Here is a 14,783-nt window from a genome sequence, read left to right as displayed (position 1 = left end):
GCGGGGCATCCTCGAGGCCGGATGCAGCACCGCCACGATTTCGGGGCGCTGCTTGAGCCAGGCCGCCACCTTGCGCGCAGCCGTATCATGCGCCTGGAAGCGCAGGCGCATCGAGGACAGGCTGCGCAGCACCAGGTAGACGTCATCCATGCCCACCCCAAAACCCAGGCGCATATGGGCCAGTTCCAGCTTTTCATTGAGCGCCTGGTCGCGCACGATGACCGCCCCCATCAACACGTCCGAGCCACCGGACTGATACTTGGTGACGGCTTGCATGACAATGTCCACGCCGTGATCGAAGGCCTTGAAGGCCAGCCCGGCAGCCCAGGTATTGTCGATGGCCACCAGCACGCCCCGCGCATGGGCGGCACGGCACAGGGCCGGGATGTCCGGCACTTCCATGGAGACCGAGCCGGGCGCTTCGGTCCAGACCAGCCGCGTATTGGGCTGAATCAACTCAGCCAGCCCCGCGCCTATCATAGGGTCGTAGAAGCGCGCAGTGATCTGGAAATCGCGCTCCAGCCACTGTCCCAGATCCTTGCTGGGGCCGTAGACGTTATCGGGCAGCAGCACGTCGTCGCCACTCTTCAAGAACGCGAAGTTGACCATGGCAATGGCGGCCAGGCCGCTGGGAGTGACGCGGCAATAGCTGCCGCCCTCGATCTCGGCCAGCCGCGCTTCCAGCACGAAGCTGGTGGGGGTGCCATGCAAACCGTAGGTATAGCCGAGCTTCTCACGCCAGTCGCGCGAGCGCATGGCGGCCACGTTGGGGAACAGCACGGTAGAGGCATGATGGATACCCACCGGGAAGGCTTCGAAACCATCCGGGGCACGGTAGCTGCTATGGATCAGCGCGGTCTGGGGATCAAGCGGAGGAAGCGATGCGGAGGATGGAGCGGGGAAATCGTTGGAATCTGACACGGATCTGCCTCAAGAAACGATGGCGCCCCTCGGGATGGGGGCGCAAAAGCTTCACTATACGCGCAGCGTGCTCACATCGAAAGCAACAGCCGCCCGTGCAGACGGGCAGTGCAGCTGGATCAGGGGGGACTGGACAGAACAAAACTTCATATGGCCGCTAGCCGCCGCCCCAGGCGGCTCAGGGCAGTTGCAAGGCAAACGGCTTGCTGATGGCGCCATCGGCGCTGGACCAGGTACCGACGATGGACTGGCCCTGGCGATGCCCTTCCCATTGGCCGGAGACATCCTTGCCATTGACCGACTCTTCCATGATGAGGTCATCCCCATCCACTTCGCCGGCCACCAGGATCTCGGGCGAGCCACCGAAGAAGAAGTAGCGTCCTTCCAGGCCATCCTCGTTCTTCTTGGGCGCCAGCGAGAGCTGGATGTCGCGCCCGTCGATCTGGCCGCGCAGCACCAGGGTGTGCGTCATCAGGGTCTGCTGCAGCGAGCCTGGCGGGGCATTGGCGGCCGGACCGGAGGACGCTGCCTGAGCCGGACTCCAGGCAACCGCCGTGCACAACACCAGGGCAGCGGCCAGCAGGCCGCGTCGCATCATCGGCCCAGCCATCACTCGGCCGCGCCCCACAAGTCGTGGGCATCGGCGGCGCTGATGCGTACGTCGACGAACTGCCCCACTTCCAACTTGCGATGCGGTTCGAAAGGCGGCTTCACATAGACCACGCCATCGATCTCGGGCGCATCCGAATAGGTGCGACCGGTGCCGCCATTACGGTCGACTTCATCGATCAACACGCGCAAGGTCTTGCCGACCTTGGCTTGCAGGCGCTTCTTGGAGATCTCTTCCTGCAACTGCATCACGCGGCCACGACGTTCTTCGCGTACCTCTTCTGGCACTGGATTGGCGATCTCGTTAGCGGTCGCGCCTTCCACCGGGGAGTAGGCGAAGCAGCCCAGGCGGTCGATCTCGGCTTCCTTGAGGAAGTCCAGCAGGTAGTCGAACTCGGCCTCGGTCTCGCCGGGGAACCCGGCGATGAAGGTCGAGCGTATCGTCAGGTCCGGGCACATGGCGCGCCAGGCCTGGATGCGCTCGATGTTCTTCTCGCCATTGGCCGGACGCTTCATGCGCTTGAGCACGTCCGGGTGGGCGTGCTGCAGCGGCACGTCCAAGTAAGGCAGGATCTTGCCTTCGGCCATCAGCGGGATGATCTGATCCACATGCGGATACGGATAGACATAGTGCAGGCGCACCCAGGCGCCGTACTGCTGGGCCAGCTCACCCAGCGCGCCCACCAGTTGGGTCATGTGGGTCTTGAGCGGCTTGCCGTTCCAGAAGCCGGTACGGAACTTCACATCCACCCCATAGGCGCTGGTGTCCTGGGAAATCACCAGCAATTCCTTCACCCCGGCCTTGAACAGGTTCTCGGCTTCCAGCATGACATCGGCGATGGGGCGCGAGACCAGGTCGCCGCGCATGGAGGGGATGATGCAGAAGCTGCAGCGATGGTTGCAGCCTTCCGAAATCTTCAGATAGGCAAAATGCTTGGGGGTGAGCTTCACCCCTTGCGGCGGCACCAGGTCGATGAAGGGAGCATGGGGCTTGGGCAGGTGCTTGTGCACCGCCTGCATGACCTCGCCCACGGCGTGCGGGCCGGTCACTTCCAAGACCTTGGGATGGATCTTCTGGATGATGTCTTCGCCCTCGGCATCCTTCTTGGCACCCAGGCAACCGGTGACGATCACCTTGCCGTTTTCGTTCAAGGCTTCGCCGATGGCATCCAGCGACTCCTGCACGGCGGCGTCGATGAAGCCGCAGGTATTGACGATCACCAGGTCGGCGCCGTCATAGGACTTGGCGGTATCGTAGCCTTCGGCGCGCAGCTGGGTCAGGATCTGTTCGGAATCGACCAATGCCTTGGGGCAGCCGAGGGAAACGAAACCGACCTTGGGCAGGGCCGGGCTGGCGGGAGTAGATGGGTTGGACATGGCAGAAGGCTCAGTGAGACGGGCCGAAAACGGCCGAAAATACGGGAAAAAGCGAAAAATGCTTTAAAAATCAGGGCGCTATTGTACATCGTCCGCCGGCTTTCGCCGGTTTTCGGCCCTGCCGATGCCGGCAACTGCGCCACCAATGCAAAACGGCCCACGCGGGGCCGTTGCATTGGGAGACGACGGATTACTTCTTCTGGTCCGGCGGATTGCCCTGGGCACCGAAGGGGAAGGTGCCGAACATGTTCTTGGTCTGGCTTTGCATCTGCTCCTGCATCTGGATGAACAGGTTCTTGCTCTGTTCGATGTAGTTGCTCATCATGCCCTGCATCATCGGCCCTTGCACGTTCATGAACTGGGTCCACATCTCGGGGCTGAAGGGCTTGCCTTCGTAGAAGCCCTTGGAATTCTCGGCCAGCTTGTTCTGGATGTCGATGAAGGTCTGGATATTCTTTTCCAGGTAATTGCCCATCATGCCCTGCATGGCATGACCGTAGTAGCGGATGATCTGCGAGAGCGCGCCGCTGGAGAACATGGGCACGCCATGCGACTCTTCTTCCAAGATGATCTGCAGCAGAATGCTGCGGGTCAGGTCGTCGCCGCTCTTGGCATCGACCACGGTGAATTCCTCGTTGTCCAGCACCAGCTGCTTGACGTCGGTCAGCGTGATGTAGGAACTGGTCTGGGTATCGTAAAGACGGCGGTTGGGATATTTCTTGATCAAGCGATCTGCCGAATTTTTTGCAGTAGTCATCTGAAGTCCAGTCTCTCTCATTTCAGCCGTTTTGCCGGCCTTGGTTTGCAGCGATTGCGGGCGACTGGGATACAGTCCTGCCGCGCGGGCGTCCGGGGCATGGCTTGCCCTCTCTTTGCTTCTTCTCTCTTCTACTGTGTGCGGCCTGCATTTTGCAGGGCAACAACGCAAGCCATTATAGGGGGGAAGACCGGCAAAAGGGGAACCCTATCGCGCATGGCTGACAAAATCTCAACCTGTGACACACGTAAAAACGGCCACGCTTGCGGCACTGCCGCGTGCGTGGCCGCATGAAGCGACATCAGCCCATGTACAGGCCGCCGTTCAGGGAGAAGTCCGAACCGGTAGCGTAGCCACCTTCAGCCGAAGCGATCCAGGCCACGATGGAGGCGATTTCCTCCGGCTCGCCCAGACGCTTGACGGGGATGCCCGAGACGATCTTTTCCAGTACTTCCGGACGGATCGCGCGCACCATGTCGGTCCCGATGTAACCCGGCGAGACGGTATTGACGGTCACGCCCTTGGTCGCCACTTCCTGCGCCAGCGCCATGGTGAAGCCGTGGATGCCGGCCTTGGCGGTGGAGTAGTTGGTCTGGCCGAACTGGCCCTTCTGGCCGTTGACCGAGGAGATGTTGATGATGCGACCGAAACCGCGCTCGCACATGCCCTCGATGACCTGCTTGGTGACGTTGAAGAGCGAATTGAGGTTGGTGTCGATCACCGCGTCCCAGTCGGCCTTGCTCATCTTGCGGAACTGACCATCGCGGGTGATGCCGGCATTGTTGACCAGCACGTCCACTTCACCGATCTCGGCACGCACCTTTTCGAAGGCGGCCTTGGTGGATTCCCAGTCCGAGACATTGCCTTCGGATGCGTGGATGTCGTAGCCGTGGGCGCGCATGGTCGCCAGCCACGTGTCCTTGCGGGTGGAATTGGGGCCGCAACCGGCCACCACGGTATAGCCGTCCTTGCACAGACGGGTGCAGATGGCGGTGCCGATGCCGCCCATGCCGCCGGTCACATATGCGATACGCTTGCTCATTTTTGTTGCCTCCTATAGGGATGGTGATTATCGGGGTAGCCCTGCTCCCCTGTTTCGCGTCTGCTTTGCGCCGCATTGGTGGACGCCCCGTCTGCACAGGGTCGTCCTTTATCTTGTCAGGCCTGGCCTCGCCGCGGATGCGCTGCCGGCCGTCTCTCCCTGTCGGCGGGCCCGCTTGGGGTCACCGCCCTCTTTTCATCACTGCCGCCGGCTTCTATCTCGACGATGGCCGGCTGGCTGATCGTTTGCGCCGACCTACTGGTCGGCCTTGACCTTCACATAGCGTCCGGGCGCAGCTTCGATGTGCTTGTAGCGCGTCGAGCCGGCCGTCTTGGGTGCGGCCACCTTGCGCCCGCCATGCTTGGCCAGGAAAGCCGCCCACTCGCCCCACCAGCTGCCTGGGTGTTCGGTGGCGCCGGCCAACCAGATATCGGCATCGCTGCCGACCTTGGCCTTGTCGTTGAGCCAGTAGTTGCGTTTGTTCTTGGACGCTGGATTGATCACGCCGGCAATATGGCCCGAGGCGCCCAGCACGAAGCGGTTGTTGCTGCGCTTGCCGGTGTTGATCAAGCCCAGCGAGGCATAGGCCGACTTCCAGGGCACGATGTGGTCATCGCGCGAAGCATAGATGAAGGCCGGCGCGCTGATCTTGCGCAGGTCGATCTTCTCCCCGCCCACGCTCAGGCGACCGGGCTCCTTGAGCGCATTTTCCAGGTACATGTGCCGCAGGTAGTAGCAGAACATCGGCCCCGGCAGGTTGGTGCTGTCGGCGTTCCAGTACAGCAAATCGAAGGCGCTGGGTTTCTCGCCCTTGAGGTAATTGGATTCGACGTAGTTCCACAGCAGGTCATTGGGACGCAGGCTGGAGAAGGCGCTGGCGAAATCGCGCCCGGCCATCAAACCACGCTGGCCGATCATCTGCTCGCGCAGTGCCAGTTGCATCTCATCGATATAGACGTCGATGGCGCCGGTGTCGGAAAAATCGAGGAAGGTGGTCAACAGCGTCAGGCTGGCCACCGGATCCTCGCCGCGCGCCGCCAACAGCGCCAGCGCACAGGCGAGGATGGTGCCGCCCACGCAGAAGCCCAGCGCATTGATCTGCGGCTGCTTGCTGATTTCCTGAACAATGTGAATGCAACGCACCACGGCGTCGTCCACGTAGTTGTCCCAGGTCGCGGTCTCCACTGCCGCATCGGCATTGCGCCAGGAAATGAGGAACACCGTATGGCCCTGCTCGACCGTGTAGCGCACCAGCGAATTGTGCGGCTGCAGGTCGAGGATGTAGAACTTGTTGATGCACGGCGGCACGATCAACAGCGGCACGGCGTGCACGGTCTTGGTCAGCGGCTTGTACTGGATCAGCTGGAACAGCTCGGTCTCGAAGATCACCGAGCCTTCGCTGGCGCCGACATCGCGCCCCACTTCGAAAGCCGTTTCATCGGTCTGCGAGATGTGGCCCTTCTGCACGTCGGCCAGCAATTGCGCAATGCCCTGGGTGAGACTTTCGCCGCGGGTCTCCAAGATCTTTTGCTGGGCCACCGGATTGGTGGCCAGGAAGTTGGCAGGCGACATCGCATCGATCATCTGCTGCACTGCAAAACGCAACTTGTGACGCACCTTCTCGCTCCCCTTGACCGCATCGGCCAAGGCCAGCAGGAAGCGCGAATTCAATTGGTAAGCGGCGGCCTGGAATGCGAAGTAAGGATGTTCCTGCCAGGCCGGGGCCGACAGGCGGCGGTCGGTGATGGCCGGCGTCTTGGCCGCCAGCATCGACTGCCACAGTTCACCGAACTCGCGGGTATAGTCCTGCTGCAGGCGGACCAGGTCGGCAGGCTCGAGGGTGGCGCCCATCTCGCCCAACTGCTTGACCAGCAGCGCCGGATCGATCTGCCCGGCCCCCGGCGGCAGGCCACCAGGAAAACCCTGCGCCCCCGGCATCTGCCCCATCCCTGCCAGGTTGGGCATGGGCGGCAAATGCGACTTGAGCTGGTCGAACTGGGATTGGAATTGCGACTGCAGCGAAGTCCAGAATTTCGGATCGGACATCTGTGCCAGCCACGCGGATACATCGGGAGAGGGTTGCTGCGGATTCTGCTTGTTCATGCTCGGATCGGCAATTTTCGCGTATCTTTACGGTTTGTCTCGAAGCGCAATTTCACCATGGTCATCGTCGCTATCGCATGGCTCTACGTCGTCTTCATGATGTCGATCACAGAACAATCAGTGATCGCTGGCGTCGCTACTTTCCTGCTGTACGGGATAATTCCCTTGACCATCGTTTTATACCTGATGGGTACGCCGCAACGCAAGCGGAATCGTCAAAAGATGAAGAAATCGTCAGCTATCCATCCGCAAGAGCGGGAAGATGACAGTTCCGTGAAATGCGAGTCTCACGCCGAGGGAAAGGCCCCGCCCACCCCAACGGAGTAAGCCCGGGATTCGGCCGGCATGACGAAAAAACTTAGAAAATGCCAAAAGCCGGCACACCTTTCATGAAGCGGCAAGCCTTTATCGGCGCTACTTTTCGCAGTGCAACATCGATCACGAGAACCTACAAAAACTCAGGAAATTCTGTTCAGCGCCGCGCCACGCGCCGCAAGGCGATACGCCGGTAGCGGGGTTTCAGTACGGCAAGCATATCGCGCAACACAGCTGATCCGCGCCACGGTGGCGAGACATAGGCCATACGTAACTTCAGGCTGCCACTGTCACGTAACTCACAATCAAGCATGGCGATCATGCTGCCATCGAGCCAGGCATAGACGTGGATTTCATTGCCCTGTCGTTGCTTGGGCCCTTCGATCTGCCAGCCATAGGGGTGACGGTAGGCGCTCCTCATCGCCCCACTCCAAACAGATCGACGATATGCCAGGCCAGGTGCAAGCCCAGCAGCAGCAAGCCGATGAAGAAACAGCGCCGGAAGGTGGCAGCCCGCACCAGGCCACGCACACGGGTGCCGATGGCCATGCCCAGCAGGGCCGGCACCAGTACCACCAGCGACGCCCAGCCTACGCCCCCGCTGAAGGCTCCACCCTGTCCCAGGTTGACCGCCAGCGCCAGGGTGGACACCGTGAAGGACAAGCCCAGGGCCTGGATCAATTGGTCACGCGGCAAACCCAGCGCCTGCAGGTAAGGCACCGCCGGAATGACGAACACGCCCGTGGCTGCCGTCACCAGCCCGGTGAAGAGCCCGATCACGGGCGACCACCAGACCTCCTGCCCGGGTCGCACTGTCGGCGTCCAGGCGGCCAGCCCGGCAATGGCGTACAGCATCAGCGCCAGCCCCAGCACGACGATGGCCCGGCGCCCACCATCGGCGCCCATGAATCCGGCCCCGGCCAGGGTGCCGATGAGGATGCCGGCCAGCATGGTCCACAGGCGCCGTGCCAACGCCAGGAAGGCGCCGCCGGTGGCCAGTTGCCAGCCATTGGTGACCATCGATGGCACAATCAGCAGCGCTGCGGCCTGCACCGGTGACATCACCAAGCTCAACAAGCCCACCGCCACCGTGGGCAAGCCCAGGCCGATGACGCCCTTGACGAAGCCGGCCAGCAGAAACACCGCCAGGCTCACGAGCAAGACGGTGGCATTCATATCGACAAAGGCAAGCAGGCTGGGCATGGCAGAAGAGAAATGACGCTGACAAAGCTGGTGGTATCGAGGTTTCCCAGTCTGCCAGTGTGCGCGCCGTCTGGAAATGTGGAATACACTTAGCCAGCCTTCGGCCTGGACGAAGGCTGAAAATGGCTTGCAGCACTTTTTTCTTCCCTTCTGTCGTGCTTTTCCTGTTTTTTCCTGGCCACCGATGAGCAACCGTTTCGAACTCTCCGACCTGCGCCTGTTCCTGCACATCGTCGAAAGCGGCAGCATCACTGCCGGTGCCCAACGAGCCCACATGGCGCTGGCCTCGGCCAGTGCGCGCATCCGCAACATGGAAGATGCCCTGGGCACGGCCCTGCTGGAGCGCGGTCGGCGCGGCGTGCAGAGCACCGATGCCGGGCGTGCGCTGGCGCATCATGCGCGCATGGTGGCGCAGCAGATGGAACAAATGCGCGATGAACTGGGGCAGTATGCACGCGGGCTCAAGGGCCATATCCGGCTGCTGTGGCATACCTCGGCTATGACCGAGTTCCTGCCGGAAGTGCTGGCGCGCTTCCTGGCGCAACACCCGCACACCGACATCGAACTGGAAGAAAAACTGAGCTATGAAGTGGTGCAGGCGGTGGTCGATGGCGTGGCCGACATCGGCATCATCGCCGACTCCACCGACAGTGGCCCGTTGCAGACCTACCCATTCCGCCAGGACCGCCTGGTGGCGGTGCTCTCCCGGAAGCACCCGCTGGCGCGCCGCAAGTCGCTGGCCTTCAGTGAATTGCTGGGCGAGGATTTCGTCGGCCTGTCCGGCGACAGCGCCCTGCAACAGCACCTGTCGGGCCACGCCACGCGGGCCGGCAAGCGGCTGCAATACCGGGTCCGGCTGCGCAGCTTCGACGGCATCTGCCGCATGGTAGAACACCAGGTCGGCATCGCGGTGATGCCCGAGACCGCCGCCCTGGCCAGCGCGGCCCACAGGGATATCCGCGCCATCCCGCTCTCCGATGGCTGGAGCCGACGCCAGTTGCTGATCTGCGTGCGCGGACTGGAAGGCCTGCCGGGCCCTACGCGTGAACTGATACTGGCCCTACAGCGTCACGCTTGATGCGCCACGCCTGCAGCACAGGATCACTTCAGCCAGATCAACGATCCCATGCGCCCGGTCGTGCGGTCGCGCCGGTAGGAATAGAAGCGCGTATCGGCGACGGTACAAAGTCCGCCGCCGCTGACATCGCGCACCTCGACCATTGCCAGCCGCTGACGCGCCAGTTGGTAGATATCGGCCAGGTACTTGCCCGGGCGCCCAGGATAGGGGCGGAAAGCGACATCAGCCTGGGCCTGCTGCGCGAGGAAGGTTTCCCGCACTTCGGCGCCGACCTCGAAATTGTCCGGCCCGATGGCCGGCCCCAGCCAGGCCATGATCTGGTCCGCACCGCGCGCGCGCATGGCCGCCACGGTCTGCTCCAGTACGCCTGCGGCCAGTCCTCGCCAGCCGGCATGGGCGGCCCCGACCACGGTACCGGCACGGTCGCAGAACAGGACCGGCAAGCAATCGGCGGTCATCATCACGCAGACGGCGCCAGGCGTGCTGCTGATACAGGCATCGGCGCAGGCATCGTCCGGCAGCGCGGCCGCGTCCAGCACGTTCACGCCATGTACCTGGGTCAGCCAAGCCGGCTCGGCAGGCAGCAGGCGGCGCAGCAAAGCGCGGTTGCGCGCTACCAAGGCGGGATCATCCTCGACGTGCATCCCCAGGTTCAGGCCACCACCACCCTGCCCGTCATCATACGGGGCAGGACTGTATCCGCCGGCACGCAGCGTAGTCAGCGCGCCGATGTTGGCCGGCGCAGCCCAGTCGGGGATCAGCAGTTCCATGGATATCCGGCGTCAATACTCATCATTGTCTTCATCGTAGTCGCCCAGCACCGGATCGGCTTCTTCGCTCATCTCGGGGATCACTGCCAAGGCCGGGTCGATGCCGGCGCGCTGGAGCAGAGCTTCGATGTCCGGCGGCAACGGCGCGGCCCACTGGCGGAACTTGCCCGAGGTCGGATGCACCAGGCCCAGGCGACCGGCCAGCAGCGCCTGGCGCGGGAACACCGACGCCAGGTGCTGCTTGCCATAAAGCGAATCGCCCACCAGCGCGAAGCCCAGCGACTGCAGATGCACGCGGATCTGGTGGGTGCGCCCGGTTTCCAGGCGGCAATGCACCAGGCTGACCGGCTTGCGGTCGATCTCGCCGGTGGCCAGGCGACGGTAATGGGTCACGGCCGGCTTGGCCCTCATGCTTTGCGACACCGCCATCTTGATGCGGTCGCGCGGATGGCGCGCCATCGGTGCATTTGATGGTGCCGGAGAGCTGCGGCAGGCCCCATACCAGGGCCAGGTACTGGCGCTTCATGCTGCGCGCCTGCAACTGGCGTACCAGGTCGGTCTGCGCAGCCAGGGTCTTGGCCACCACCATCAAGCCACTGGTTTCCTTGTCCAGACGGTGCACGATGCCCGCGCGCGGCACATTGGCCAGGGCCGGGCAATGGTGTAACAGACCGTTCAAGAGCGTGCCGCTCCAGTTGCCGGCGGCGGGATGGACCACCAGACCGGCCGGCTTGTTCAAGATGATGATGGATTTGTCCTCGTGCAGGATGTCCAGCGCCATGGCTTCGGGCGCATAGGGCTGGTCAGCCGGCACCGATTGCGGCGCCACCTCCACCAGTTCATCGCCCAGCATGGTCATCTTGCCCTTGGCGGGCGCGCCATCGACGGTCACATGGCCATCTTCGATCCATTGCTGGATGCGGCTGCGCGAGAATTCGGGCATGAGGCCAGACAAGACCTTGTCCAGGCGCTGGCCGATGACCTCATCGTCAAGGCGGAAAGTCAAGGGCTCCAGGCCGGGGACGCCATCGTCGCCGGCTGGCTCGCCGTCATCGAAATCGTCCTCCAGCGGGAGGTCGGTCTTTACAGGCTCATCGCCATTTGTAATCGGAAGGGGTTTCTTACGTGACATCAGCTATAATCGCCGGATCGGGTTGATTGTATTTCGGGTATCGATGCAGCCGGCTCGGGAAGGCGCTTCACGCCATGCACAACTGATAAGTCCCAGACAAGCACACAAGAGTCATGCACAAAATCTTATTGAAGTTCTTCATCATCGGTTTTGCCCTCTCGCTCACCGCCTGCGGCCTGTTGCCGGAACAAAAGGATGAGACGGTCGGCTGGTCTGCCGCGAAATTATACTCGGAAGCCAAGGATGAACTGAATGCCGGCGGCTACGACAAGGCCATCAAGTACTTCGAGAAGCTGGAATCGCGCTATCCCTTCGGCACTTACGCCCAGCAGGCGCAGATGGACATCGCCTACGCCTACTACCGCCAGAACGAGCAGGCGCAAGGGCTGGCGGCGGTGGACCGCTTCATCAAGCTGCACCCCAACCACCCCAATGTGGACTACATGTACTACCTGCGTGGCCTGATCAATTTCAATGATCGCACCAGCATCTTCGACACCTTCACCGACCAGGACAACACCGAACGCGATCCCAAGGCCATGCGTGACGCCTTCGATTCGTTCAAGCTGCTGGCCGAACGTTTCCCGGAAAGCAAGTACACCCCGGACGCCATTGCCCGCATGAAATACCTGGTCAATGCCATGGCCCAGTATGACGTCCACGTGGCCAGCTACTACTATCGCCGCGGCGCCTATGTCTCGGCCGCCAACCGCGCCCAGGCTGCCATCAAGCAGTACCCTGACTCGCCGGCCAACGAAGAGGCGCTGTTCATCCTGATGCACTCCTACGACGCCCTGGGCCAGACCAAGCTGAAGGAAGACACCGAACGCATCATCCAGGCCACCTATCCGAATAGCCCCTGGTACCACGGTGGTCCGAAGAAGAAGGACAATCCGTGGTGGAAGCTCTGGTAAGACCGCAAGAACTTGCCACAACAAAAAACCCGTGCCTCTGACACGGGTTTTTTGTTGTCCAATGCAATGCCTGCCCAGGCTACAGGACCGCACAGATGGGCGGACAGCGCTGCGCCCAGGGGGCAGCCTGCTCCAGTTGCGCGGCCAGAGCAAAGAGCAAGGGTTCGCCACCGAAGGCTGCGGCAAAGTGCGAGCCGATGGGCAAGCCTGCCGCATTCCAGTGCAGGGGCACCGACATGGCGGGCTGGCCACTGGCATTGAACAAGGCCGTAAACGGGGAAAAACCGTGGAAGGTGTGGATCAGCTCGGTGATCGATTGCTCATCGCGCACCGTCAAGCTACCGATGCGCGCCGGTGGCTGCGCCATGGTAGGCGTAAGAATCAGATCGTAACGCTGCATCAGCGCGGCCATGCGCCGGCCAAAGGCGTGCAGGTAATCGACTGCCGCCGCATACTCGGCGCCCGAGCGTTGCCCCTTGTCGCGCAGGATCACCCGATGACGCGCCTCCAGCGCCTGCTCATCCATCGGATGACCAGCCATGCGTGCGAGCGTGTTGAGGTAGCTGCGGGTCTGGGAGCCGATGATGGTGAAGATGGTGTCATAGAATTCCAGCGCCTCCAGCGGCAACGCGGTTTCTTCCACGTGGTGGCCCAATTGTTCGCACAGCGCTGCCGTCTTTTGCACGGCCTCGATGCAATCAGGATGGGTCGGCCACGGCTGCAGTTGTCGCACCAGGCCAATGCGCAAACCGCGCGGCGCCGGCCCGCTGGCCGCTGCCAGGAAGCTCTGGCTGTAATGGGGTGCAGCATAGGGAGCACCGAGATCGGCCCCGGCCAGTTGATCGAGCACGGCGGCACTGTCGCGCACCGAGATGCTCATGACGTGGCTGGTACTCATGCCCGCCCAGCCCTCGCCCACCACCGGCCCCATCGGCATGAGTCCGCGCGACGGCTTCAGGCCGAACACCCCGCACGCCGAGGCCGGCACGCGCAGCGAACCGCCCCCGTCGTTGCCGTGCGCAATGGGCAGCACCCGGGCCGCTACCAGGGCTGCGGCCGCACCGCTGGAGCCACCACAGATATGCTCCAGCGACCAGGGATTGCGAGTGGCCCCCAACAGGCGCGATTCGGTAGTGTAGGAAGAGCCGAATTCAGGGGAGGCGGTGGTACCGAAAATAGTGAAGCCGGCCTGCTTGAAACGGGTCACGAGTTCGGCATCGAAGGGCAGGACGCTGTCCTTGAGCAACAAGGAACCGTTGCTCATCCTGGCCCCTGCCAGCGGCGTGAACAGATCCTTGATCAGCATCGGCACCCCGTGGAAAGGCCCGGCCGGCAGCCCCTGCGCCACGCTCTGCTCACCCAGGTGATAGAGCTTTTCGGCCATGGCGTTGAGCTGAGGATTGACCTGTTCCAGCCGGGCGATGGCCTGTTGCAGCGCCTGGCTGGCCGACAGTTCGCCGCGGGCGATGCGCTCCCCCAGCGCCAGGCCATCGTACTCGGGGGCACAAGCAGAAGATGCGGTATTCATGGATTGCAGCCTTTCATGCAAAAGAACATGCGACGCCTTGAGAACGCCGCATGAAAGAAGAAAAATACATCAAAAAACCAGAACAGCAGAACAACAGAAACAGGCCTGCTCAATGCAACACTTGCCCAGCCTGCATCCGTCCCTGACGCAGGCCGACCAACAGCCAGGCCAGCGCCACGAGCATCGTCAGCAAGGCCCACAGCAGGATGGCCGACGCCAGTCCGTGCGGCATCCCGCCCAAGGGATGGGCGATGGCCGTGATGATGAGCGGACTGGCAAACTGGCCCAGGTACAGACATGCCGTAAACGCCCCCACCCCACGTGCCCGCAGATGGGCGGGCAAAACCAGCAGCAAGGGCAGCGAGGCATTGGAGACCAGGAAGCCAGCGCCAAAGCCCTGCAATACCATCGCCACCAACACCACCGGATAGGAAGGTGCCAGCGCCAGCACGCACAGGCCACAGGCCATGCAGGCCAGCAGCAAGGCATTGACCCCGGCCACCCCGATGCGCTCACGCACAAAGGGCCAGGCAATCGAACCGATCAGGGTGGACAGGATCGCCAGCCCCGCTGAGGCACCGATGAGCGAGGTCGAGGTCACGCCCCGCATCACCAGTACCGTGGGCGTCATCACGGTCACCACGAAGCAGGTCACCATGCCCACGAAGATCAGGAAGCAAGCCACCAGCAGCGTGCGCCGGGTGCTACCGGGAGGGGTGATCAGCGCCTGGCTCTCTTCCTGGCGCCGATCCGGCTCCCACAGATAGTTGACGATGGCCGGCACCATCAGCAGCGGCGCCAGGTACAGCAGGAATGGTGTGCGCCACGAGCCCTCCCCCGCCATGCCGCCGATGACGAAGAACAGGGCCCCTACCACGCCGATGGTGATCACTTGGCGATTGATATAGCGCATCCGCTGCTGCGGTGGCCAGTAGTCGGCAATGAGGGTGGTGCAACAGGTCATGATGAGGGCTTCGGCACAACCGAACAGCAGCCGACTCACCAGGATCAGTTTGAGATCATGTATCACCACC

The 14,783-nt window shown here is 62.6% G+C and carries 14 protein-coding genes and 1 pseudogene; 3 read left to right on the top strand and 12 right to left on the bottom strand.

What is annotated here, in order from left to right:
* From I5W_RS14405 to phaC, 6 genes are all read right to left on the bottom strand, one after another.
* Positions 1-921: PLP-dependent transferase (locus tag I5W_RS14405; protein WP_044529745.1), on the bottom strand; the 921-nt coding region annotated here is incomplete at its 3' end.
* 178 nt (positions 922-1,099) lie between these two features.
* Complete coding sequence (locus I5W_RS14400; RefSeq protein ID WP_044529744.1) at positions 1,100-1,531, bottom strand: hypothetical protein; 432 nt, start codon at positions 1,529-1,531, stop codon at positions 1,100-1,102.
* Complete coding sequence (gene rimO / locus I5W_RS14395; protein WP_017451770.1) at positions 1,531-2,907, bottom strand: 30S ribosomal protein S12 methylthiotransferase RimO; 1,377 nt, start codon at positions 2,905-2,907, stop codon at positions 1,531-1,533. The genes I5W_RS14400 and rimO overlap by 1 nt, the downstream gene beginning before the upstream one ends.
* 190 nt (positions 2,908-3,097) lie before the next feature.
* Positions 3,098-3,664 carry a polyhydroxyalkanoate synthesis repressor PhaR gene (phaR, locus tag I5W_RS14390; RefSeq protein WP_017451769.1) on the bottom strand — a complete coding sequence of 189 codons (567 nt, stop codon included), beginning with the start codon at positions 3,662-3,664 and terminating at the stop codon, positions 3,098-3,100.
* Between the two features lie 301 nt (positions 3,665-3,965).
* On the bottom strand, positions 3,966-4,706 hold the full coding sequence (locus tag I5W_RS14385; RefSeq protein WP_017451768.1) for a 3-ketoacyl-ACP reductase: 741 nt from the start codon (positions 4,704-4,706) through the stop codon (positions 3,966-3,968).
* 255 nt (positions 4,707-4,961) lie between these two features.
* A complete protein-coding gene (phaC, locus tag I5W_RS14380; RefSeq protein WP_044529743.1) occupies positions 4,962-6,809 on the bottom strand; it encodes a class I poly(R)-hydroxyalkanoic acid synthase in 1,848 nt (615 codons plus the stop codon).
* 57 nt (positions 6,810-6,866) lie between these two features.
* Here phaC and I5W_RS14375 point away from each other — a divergent pair, with 57 nt between their 5' ends.
* Positions 6,867-7,136 carry a hypothetical protein gene (locus tag I5W_RS14375; RefSeq protein WP_044529742.1) on the top strand — a complete coding sequence of 90 codons (270 nt, stop codon included), beginning with the start codon at positions 6,867-6,869 and terminating at the stop codon, positions 7,134-7,136.
* Positions 7,137-7,281: 145 nt separating this feature from the next.
* Here I5W_RS14375 and I5W_RS14370 read toward each other — a convergent pair whose 3' ends face one another.
* Together I5W_RS14370 and I5W_RS14365 are read right to left on the bottom strand one after the other, a co-directional pair.
* Positions 7,282-7,545, bottom strand: a complete 264-nt coding sequence (locus I5W_RS14370; RefSeq protein WP_017451765.1) for a hypothetical protein — start codon at positions 7,543-7,545, stop codon at positions 7,282-7,284.
* Complete coding sequence (locus tag I5W_RS14365) at positions 7,542-8,327, bottom strand: sulfite exporter TauE/SafE family protein (protein ID WP_044529741.1); 786 nt, start codon at positions 8,325-8,327, stop codon at positions 7,542-7,544. Before I5W_RS14365 ends, I5W_RS14370 begins: the two co-directional genes overlap by 4 nt.
* A gap of 184 nt (positions 8,328-8,511) precedes the next feature.
* Between I5W_RS14365 and I5W_RS14360 the strand changes: the two genes are divergently transcribed.
* A complete protein-coding gene (locus I5W_RS14360; RefSeq protein WP_044529740.1) occupies positions 8,512-9,405 on the top strand; it encodes a LysR substrate-binding domain-containing protein in 894 nt (297 codons plus the stop codon).
* Between the two features lie 23 nt (positions 9,406-9,428).
* On the opposite strand, the gene pgeF is transcribed toward I5W_RS14360, so the two are convergent.
* Both pgeF and I5W_RS14350 read right to left on the bottom strand, forming a co-directional pair.
* On the bottom strand, positions 9,429-10,175 hold the full coding sequence (pgeF, locus tag I5W_RS14355; protein ID WP_044529739.1) for a peptidoglycan editing factor PgeF: 747 nt from the start codon (positions 10,173-10,175) through the stop codon (positions 9,429-9,431).
* A 12-nt stretch (positions 10,176-10,187) separates the two neighbouring features.
* Positions 10,188-11,307, bottom strand: a pseudogene (locus I5W_RS14350) (RluA family pseudouridine synthase).
* A 113-nt stretch (positions 11,308-11,420) separates the two neighbouring features.
* On the opposite strand from I5W_RS14350, the gene I5W_RS14345 reads away from it, so the two are divergent.
* Positions 11,421-12,221 carry an outer membrane protein assembly factor BamD gene (locus I5W_RS14345; RefSeq protein ID WP_044529738.1) on the top strand — a complete coding sequence of 267 codons (801 nt, stop codon included), beginning with the start codon at positions 11,421-11,423 and terminating at the stop codon, positions 12,219-12,221.
* Positions 12,222-12,300: 79 nt separating this feature from the next.
* On the opposite strand, the gene I5W_RS14340 is transcribed toward I5W_RS14345, so the two are convergent.
* Together I5W_RS14340 and I5W_RS14335 are read right to left on the bottom strand one after the other, a co-directional pair.
* Entirely contained in the window at positions 12,301-13,749 is a 1,449-nt protein-coding gene (locus I5W_RS14340) for an amidase (protein ID WP_044529737.1), read from the bottom strand.
* 109 nt (positions 13,750-13,858) lie between these two features.
* The coding region (locus tag I5W_RS14335) for an MFS transporter (RefSeq protein ID WP_044529736.1) at positions 13,859-14,783 on the bottom strand (925 nt) is incomplete at its 5' end.

Source organism: Herbaspirillum sp. B65 (genome assembly GCF_000333555.1).
GTDB classification, from domain to species: domain Bacteria; phylum Pseudomonadota; class Gammaproteobacteria; order Burkholderiales; family Burkholderiaceae_D; genus Herbaspirillum; species Herbaspirillum rubrisubalbicans.
The sequence above is the reverse complement of the archived record's forward strand: the minus strand, read 5'-3'. Positions and strand labels throughout refer to the sequence as shown.

Excerpts from the sequence above, each read along its gene's own strand:
- rimO (WP_017451770.1), bottom strand. The coding sequence starts at position 2,907 with ATGTCCAACCCATCTACTCCCGCCAGCCCGGCCCTGCCCAAGGTCGGT.
- pgeF (WP_044529739.1), bottom strand. The coding sequence starts at position 10,175 with ATGGAACTGCTGATCCCCGACTGGGCTGCGCCGGCCAACATCGGCGCG.
- I5W_RS14360 (WP_044529740.1), top strand. The coding sequence starts at position 8,512 with ATGAGCAACCGTTTCGAACTCTCCGACCTGCGCCTGTTCCTGCACATC.
- I5W_RS14400 (WP_044529744.1), bottom strand. The coding sequence starts at position 1,531 with ATGGCTGGGCCGATGATGCGACGCGGCCTGCTGGCCGCTGCCCTGGTG.
- I5W_RS14385 (WP_017451768.1), bottom strand. The coding sequence starts at position 4,706 with ATGAGCAAGCGTATCGCATATGTGACCGGCGGCATGGGCGGCATCGGC.
- I5W_RS14365 (WP_044529741.1), bottom strand. The coding sequence starts at position 8,327 with ATGCCCAGCCTGCTTGCCTTTGTCGATATGAATGCCACCGTCTTGCTC.
- I5W_RS14345 (WP_044529738.1), top strand. The coding sequence starts at position 11,421 with ATGCACAAAATCTTATTGAAGTTCTTCATCATCGGTTTTGCCCTCTCG.
- I5W_RS14340 (WP_044529737.1), bottom strand. The coding sequence starts at position 13,749 with ATGAATACCGCATCTTCTGCTTGTGCCCCCGAGTACGATGGCCTGGCG.
- phaR (WP_017451769.1), bottom strand. The coding sequence starts at position 3,664 with ATGACTACTGCAAAAAATTCGGCAGATCGCTTGATCAAGAAATATCCC.
- I5W_RS14375 (WP_044529742.1), top strand. The coding sequence starts at position 6,867 with ATGGTCATCGTCGCTATCGCATGGCTCTACGTCGTCTTCATGATGTCG.
- phaC (WP_044529743.1), bottom strand. The coding sequence starts at position 6,809 with ATGAACAAGCAGAATCCGCAGCAACCCTCTCCCGATGTATCCGCGTGG.
- I5W_RS14370 (WP_017451765.1), bottom strand. The coding sequence starts at position 7,545 with ATGAGGAGCGCCTACCGTCACCCCTATGGCTGGCAGATCGAAGGGCCC.